Below are 6,477 nucleotides of genomic sequence, written 5' to 3' on the forward strand. Positions count from 1 at the left end.
CTATTTGATCTGTCTCTGCCTGCTGCTCAACTGTAAGTACATTGCTTGACTCAATATCCTTTAGTAGGCCTCGGGTGTGTTCGCTAAGCCGATTTGATGCATCACCTATGCGACCTACTATGGCGCCTGTTTCAGCTTGCATCATTCGTAAAGCAAACTCTATTTGGCCAAACTCATCGGTGCGCCCAGTGTAGAGGGATTGACTTAATGGGTTATTGGAAATATTCCTGGCTCTTTCAACCAGTCTTCCAAGAGGAGAGAGAATCGCAAGGTACAATTAAAATCGTACTTGGCGCCGCTCAACTGATCGATACTTGATCAACTAGCGCAAAGAATGATCATGCGTCGGCCCTGGTTCGACCGAGGTGTGACCACTCACAGTATTATTCAGGGGAAAACCTTCAACTCTCAATTATGGAAGATAGTTATGATACCCAAGACGCTTTTCTGTGCCTTATTGATCGCCGCATCAGGTCCTACGTTTGCAGTAACGCCAACGGAAAAAAAACTGGACGATATCGTTGATAATGTCGTTGTTCCGTTGATGAAAGAACAGGACATTCCTGGCATGGCAGCGGCGGTGATCTATCAGGGGCAACCTTACTACTTTATCTGGGGAATGGCCGATATTGCCGGTAAACAGCCCGTCACGAAACAGACCTTATTCGAGCTCGGTTCAGTGAGTAAAACCTTCACCGGTGTTCTGGGGGGGGATGCCATTGCGCGTGGTGAAATTAAACTGAATGATCCTGTGAGTAAATACTGGCCAGTGCTGTCCGGGAATCAATGGGAAGGGATTAGTTTGCTGAATTTGGTAACCTACACTGCCGGTGGCTTACCACTCCAGATACCGGATAATGTGACCAATGAAGTGTCATTACAGAATTATTATGAGACCTGGCAGCCGCAGTGGACACCGGGCACAAAGCGACTTTATTCGAACGCCAGTATTGGGCTCTTTGGCAAACTTGCCGTTAAACCTTCCGGCATGAACTTTGAACAAGCGATGATCAAACGCGTATTCCAGCCACTAAATCTATCGCATACCTGGATACAGGTTCCACAACAAGAAGAAAAACACTATGCATGGGGCTACCGCGATGGAAAAGCGGTTCGCGTTACTCCAGGTATGATGGATGCCGAAGCCTACGGTGTGAAATCCACAATAGAGGATATGGCAAGTTGGGTGTTGGCCAATATGGAACCTTCCGAAGTAAAAGATGCCTCACTGCAAAAGGGAATTTTGCTTGCTCAGTCGCGGTACTGGCAAGTAGGTGACATGTATCAGGGGTTGGGTTGGGAAATGCTCAATTGGCCGCTCAATGAAAAGACATTACTTAACAGTGGCAGTCCTAAAGTTATATTGTCTCCGCAAACCGTTAGTGAGATTTTCCCCCCATCTTCGGCGGTAACGGCTTCATGGGTACATAAAACGGGTTCGACAGGAGGTTTTGGGAGTTACGTCGCATTTATACCTGAAAAACAACTCGGTATCGTCATTCTAGCGAACAAAAGTTACCCCATTCCCTCTCGAGTGGAAGCTGCGTATCGCATTCTTAACGCCTTACAGTAAATGGCAGGGCCCCTCTTCTGAACGGGTCCCAACCTGTTGGCCAGTATGATTACGTAATAGAGTGCCCATAGCCCCTATATTCAACATATAGGGGCTATGGGCTCTCCACGGTATCCCCTGCGCAGTCTGGCGAAGATAAACGGCTATTTCGGAGGGCAATGAGCGTGTAATTTCCTCACTTTCCCTCATCGCCTTCTATTACTCCGAGCCTTCACTTTCAGTATGAGGCACTGGTGATCGGATGTAAGCGGCTCATCTGAGCCGTATTGAACCAGGCCGTTGCGTATTAGACGTCAACTACCTTGGCCGGTACGCGTCAACTACTTCATCGCTGCCAACGTAACAACTCAGTCTGTCATCCCACAGACGAACCTTCAGCATCTGTCCGATAAGTCTGGATGGTACGCTGTACACAACGTGTCGGACGTTGATGGTACTACTGCTCTGACCCGGACAGACAACTCCTCGTAGTCAGCACACCGCCGCTGAGGGAGGGGCTTCAGAAGTGCCAGTTCCTGACGGACCAGATCCTGATTGCGCTGGTTATGACGCAGCACCTGCTGTGTAACGAACTGCCTATATACGTTCACGCTACCGGAGGATATTTTAAAGGGAGAACTGAGAACATTAAATTTTAATATAAACAATTAATTATGTTATTAGCGTACGTTTTCGTTCCATTGGCCATCAAACCCCTTAAGGGGAAAGCGAGGCATGGAATACTGGCGAGAGTTTCAAGCCCTGGTGGCCATCGGATTCAATAACCAATTCTCTGTGATCGAACTGGAAAGCGCCGATGAGCGGGCACTAGGGATGGTGCAGGATGACATTTCAGAGGCTGGCTGGGCCAACTGCGCTGGCATCGACACTGATGTGCCAGGGCTCTACATGGTGAAGGCATCGATCAATCTGAACAGCGACGACGAACCAGAATATGCGAACACCGTACAGTCCGTGGTCAGATACACGCTGTCAGGCGAGGCGGCCCATATGATTGCCCCTGTTTTCCCCGATGACGAGATGAACAACCGTCGAATTGCCGCCTGCGTGGCTTGCTGTGCGGGAGAAGAGTTCACCATCGAGCGATTGGAGTCTGGTTTGCTCAATCTGCGCGGGCTCGTTGACCAAGCGTTTCTGGCATCCGAGGCCCATGTTCATACCACTGGCAAATTGTTGGCCGTGACTGAACAACGTAATGATCTGATGAAACGCCTGTGCTCTCTGCTGGAGGCTACGCTCGGATATCAGGAGTGGATTAAGGCCATCCCTGACGATGTGGCCGCCGCACTCCCGACTGTGCCAGGGATTGACGGCGATTGGGTGGCAGAAGCTATATCTGCGGCACAGGCATCGGTTTCGCTAGGTGAGTCTGGAGCTAAGGATTTTGGGAATCGTCATATGCGTTCAGGGGATGATAGTTAAGGGGAAAACAAAGTAATGAAGGAATCACCGTTTTTGACTCACCGGCACATTCTCCTGAATGGCTATGGTGCCGCAATCACCTTGCGGGGGATCGTGCTATCGCTCTGGAATGGCCGCAACTGGCCTGCCGACCTGAGCCGCGTGGGTGGGTTGGATGAACAGCACTTTTCCATCGCAGTGGAGTTGCTTACTTGGTATCGCCTGCATGGTGAGAATGACCCGGACTTTATGGACACTGGCCGCGCATGTGAAGCGCTGGCCCTGCCGTTAGTACTGCCCCATAGACAGCCGCGAATTCAACTCCGAAGTGCAACACCCGCCAAATCAAGCAACCTGTCGTAGTTCATCAAACACGATCTGCGGTTGCCTGAAATCCAAACATTTGCGCGGTCTAAGGTTGAGTCGCCGCTCGAAGGCCGACAACTCATCCGGGCTGAGCTGGCTCAGGTCGCTGCCCTTGGGCACATACTGCCGCAACAAGCCATTGCTGTTCTCGTTCAGACCTCGCTCCCACGCGCTGTATGGATGCGCGAAGTAAAACTGGGCATTTAGCACCTTGGCTACTCGCTCATGTTCCACAAATTCACTGCCATTGTCCGCGGTGATTGTATGAACATGTGCCTTGTAGGGCTCTAGCATGCAGATGATGGCATCGGCCACTGCAGCTGCCGTCTTGGCAGGCACATACTGCACTAGGTAGAGTCGGCTCTTACGCTCGGCCAGTGTCACGATGGCACCACTACCTTGTTTGCCCGAAACGGTATCCACCTCCCAGTCACCCAATCGGCTACGAGAGTCGACTATCGCTGGGCGCTCATCGATCGATACCGGGTTGGGGATCACGCAGCGCTTGGCATTCTGTCCCTTACGGTAACGTTTGTGGCCTTGCCGCAAGTGACGGAACAGCTTGCCACCGTTGGCCTTATCCTGCGCCACATAGCGGTAGATCCACTCATGACTGACAGGGCAACCAATGCGCCTGCAGACCGAGCTTATCTGCTCCGGACTCCAGTCTGCGGCCAACGCCATGGTCACGAAAATAAGGGTATCTTCCGGGACACGATATTTGCTGCTGGAACATCGTCGCAGGGTGGCCGATTGATGAGCCTCTGCTGGTTGATAACCTTGCGCACACCGGTTGCGACGGAGTTCGCGACTAATGGTGGATGGATGCACACCCACCTTGCGGGCAATCATTGCTTGGCTCAAGCCATGGTCATGAAGGCAGGCGATCTGGTATCGTTGTCCTTCGGTCAACTGATGGTATCTCATGGTGTTCCGCTTTGTTTCTTTGGCGAGAAGAAGCGTACCAGAACCGGCAGTTGGCCTCTTCTCTCCTATGCACCATGGGTGTTGCAGTTATTATCTGAATTCGCGATCATATAGGACGACGTCATACACGTACTTTAATGAAGAAAATGGGTATTCAGGCGTTATATTGCAAACCAAATTTAAGCCAGGCTAATCAAGCTCACCGTAAATATCCATATCTGCTCAAAGGGTTGGCTATTCAGCGCAGTAATCAAGTGTGGTCTACGGATATAACGTATATCCCTATGGCAAAAGGCTTTGTTTATTTATGTGCTGTGATTGATTGGCATAGCCGCAAGGTACTTGCGCATAGGGTATCGATTAGTATGGAGGTGGATTTTTGTATTTCGGTTTTAAATGAAGCGATTGAAAAATATGGATCACCTGAAATATTGAATACAGACCAAGGCAGTCAGTTCACCAGTGATGCATTTATTGATGTATTGAAATCAAATGGCATTCAAATCAGTATGGATGGTAAAGGTCGATGGGTAGATAATGTGATGGTTGAACGATTATGGCGGAGCGTTAAATATGAAGAGGTGTATCTCAAAGCTTATAGCAGTGTCACAGATGCGAAAAAGCAATTAAGTGCATATTTTGAGTTTTATAATTTGAAACGACCTCATTCGAGTCTAGACAAAATGACACCAAATGATTTTTACTATGATCAGCTACCCCAACAAAACAAGGTGGCTTAACTAGAGCGGAATATCACTTATAAATACGCTTTTAGTTGTTCAAACAAGTGGGACCACCTCTGATATTATAATTAACAGCAGAATTATCGATAAAATCAAATAAGTATTGATATTATTAAAGCTCTTAAGATAATTTAACATTCGTCATTTCCCATAAGAATTTAATAAAATACTATATGGTTGACGGATAGATAAAAGACTAGGAAAAGAAAAGCAGACAAAAAAATACCATCGATAATAAAATTGGTTAAAAATGTTGCACGATGAAATTTAAATAAACTTGTAAAGCTAATAAATTAACAATTTTATATTCAAAAAAACTTAAATCACAAGTTAAGCTAATAAACAGCTTTAGCTATTTTAAATAAGTTCATTTTAAAAACCAAAATTTAGATTTATTGGCTATATAAAACTTTAAATCAGTAGTTCCACTAACTTTTTTCACTTATTTATTTAAAAATTAGCAACTTAAAAATACAGCTAAGTATTTTTAGATATTGCTTGGAGTTAATTCAATTCATCAAGTTTTAAAAAATAATTCCTTTTGTCAGGCATATCGTTTTTTAAATGCTTTAAAAATATTTTAGCAGTTTCCTCAGATACATCCTCTCTTAGGCAACGTTCAACAAAAGATATATCTACAAATTCATCTGCTAATCCAGCACGACCAAGATCTAAAAAGTAAATTTCACCAGATTTATCTATAAAAATATTACTATCCGTGATATCGCCATGAGAAAAAACCAATCTTTCTTCAACACGAGTCTCATTTAACTCATTCCAAAGACTTAGGTAAGTTTTATGGTCTCCCCATAATTCAGCCTCAAAATCATCTTGATCTATCTCGTCAAGGAGTTGGTTATCAATAAAAAATTTTGACTCTTTTAACCGATGATCAATGCTTGAAATAAATGGGCAATCAAAAATAGCAACTGCATTTAACTGATTGAGTGTTTCCTTATAGATAGAAAGCAATTCTTGCTCTGTTAAAAAAAGCGCTGAAATTGGTTTTGCATTGATCGCTTTAGTGATCATGAATTCAAACTGCTCATCCTGAAAAGTCATGATGAGTTCAGGCACCTTTAATTTATCAGAGAGCCAACTCATCATTTTCGCTTCACGAGAGACACTGTATGTGGTCTCTGTATATAAAGTGCTAGATCGCTTAAGAAAAAAAGTTTCATTATTTCGATTAAAAGAATAAACATCCGATGGCGACTGACCAATTTTATTTGGCTCTAAAACGCTGTTTCCAATAAATTGTTGAATAATATTAGGCAATTCCATCAAGTTTTCCTTTTATTCAGCATTAAAAACCTCGCAAATGCGAGGCCTAGTAAATAGATGATCTTAATTAGGTTCACTGTAGCAAAAATATGGCTTATTGTCTATAGGGGTTCTAGGGATTTTCCGTCCAAAAACGACAAAGTGCTCTGGAGGCCGCGCCGTCCGTGGCCTCCAGAGGGGTAT

At 45.5% G+C, this 6,477-nt stretch carries 6 protein-coding genes and 2 pseudogenes; 4 read left to right on the forward strand and 4 right to left on the reverse strand.

What is annotated here, in order from left to right; genetic code table 11:
• The coding region (locus PG892_RS20980; RefSeq protein ID WP_270825806.1) for a HAMP domain-containing protein at nt 1-277 on the reverse strand (277 nt) is incomplete at its 3' end.
• 150 nt (nt 278-427) lie between these two features.
• Between PG892_RS20980 and ampC the strand changes: the two genes are divergently transcribed.
• A complete protein-coding gene (gene ampC, locus PG892_RS20985) occupies nt 428-1,573 on the forward strand; it encodes a CMY2/MIR/ACT/EC family class C beta-lactamase (protein ID WP_094762261.1) in 1,146 nt (381 codons plus the stop codon).
• Between the two features lie 300 nt (nt 1,574-1,873).
• Here ampC and PG892_RS20990 read toward each other — a convergent pair.
• Nucleotides 1,874-2,166: pseudogene (locus tag PG892_RS20990) on the reverse strand (Mu transposase domain-containing protein); the annotation flags it as partial.
• Nucleotides 2,167-2,287: 121 nt separating this feature from the next.
• Between PG892_RS20990 and PG892_RS20995 the strand changes: the two are divergent.
• A complete protein-coding gene (locus PG892_RS20995) occupies nt 2,288-2,995 on the forward strand; it encodes a hypothetical protein (protein ID WP_094762260.1) in 708 nt (235 codons plus the stop codon).
• Nucleotides 2,996-3,010: 15 nt separating this feature from the next.
• Nucleotides 3,011-3,337, forward strand: coding sequence for a DUF7673 family protein (locus PG892_RS21000; protein ID WP_270805019.1), 327 nt, complete (start codon nt 3,011-3,013; stop codon nt 3,335-3,337).
• On the opposite strand, the gene PG892_RS21005 is transcribed toward PG892_RS21000, so the two are convergent.
• Entirely contained in the window at nt 3,320-4,267 is a 948-nt protein-coding gene (locus tag PG892_RS21005; protein ID WP_031285326.1) for an IS30 family transposase, read from the reverse strand. The two genes, PG892_RS21000 and PG892_RS21005, sit on opposite strands and share 18 nt — an antisense overlap.
• Before the next feature lie 107 nt (nt 4,268-4,374).
• Here PG892_RS21005 and PG892_RS21010 point away from each other — a divergent pair.
• Nucleotides 4,375-5,007 (forward strand): annotated as a pseudogene (locus PG892_RS21010) (IS3-like element ISAba14 family transposase); the annotation flags it as partial.
• Nucleotides 5,008-5,514: 507 nt separating this feature from the next.
• Here PG892_RS21010 and PG892_RS21015 read toward each other — a convergent pair.
• Nucleotides 5,515-6,294, reverse strand: coding sequence for an APH(3')-VI family aminoglycoside O-phosphotransferase (locus PG892_RS21015; RefSeq protein ID WP_109018074.1), 780 nt, complete (start codon nt 6,292-6,294; stop codon nt 5,515-5,517).
• Nucleotides 6,295-6,477 lie beyond the last annotated feature (183 nt).

Origin of the sequence: Aeromonas sp. QDB68, from assembly GCF_027707405.1 — a bacterium.
GTDB lineage: Bacteria > Pseudomonadota > Gammaproteobacteria > Enterobacterales > Aeromonadaceae > Aeromonas > Aeromonas caviae.

Excerpts from the sequence above, each read along its gene's own strand:
- ampC (WP_094762261.1), top strand. The coding sequence starts at position 428 with ATGATACCCAAGACGCTTTTCTGTGCCTTATTGATCGCCGCATCAGGT.
- PG892_RS20995 (WP_094762260.1), top strand. The coding sequence starts at position 2,288 with ATGGAATACTGGCGAGAGTTTCAAGCCCTGGTGGCCATCGGATTCAAT.
- PG892_RS21000 (WP_270805019.1), top strand. The coding sequence starts at position 3,011 with ATGAAGGAATCACCGTTTTTGACTCACCGGCACATTCTCCTGAATGGC.
- PG892_RS21005 (WP_031285326.1), bottom strand. The coding sequence starts at position 4,267 with ATGAGATACCATCAGTTGACCGAAGGACAACGATACCAGATCGCCTGC.
- PG892_RS21015 (WP_109018074.1), bottom strand. The coding sequence starts at position 6,294 with ATGGAATTGCCTAATATTATTCAACAATTTATTGGAAACAGCGTTTTA.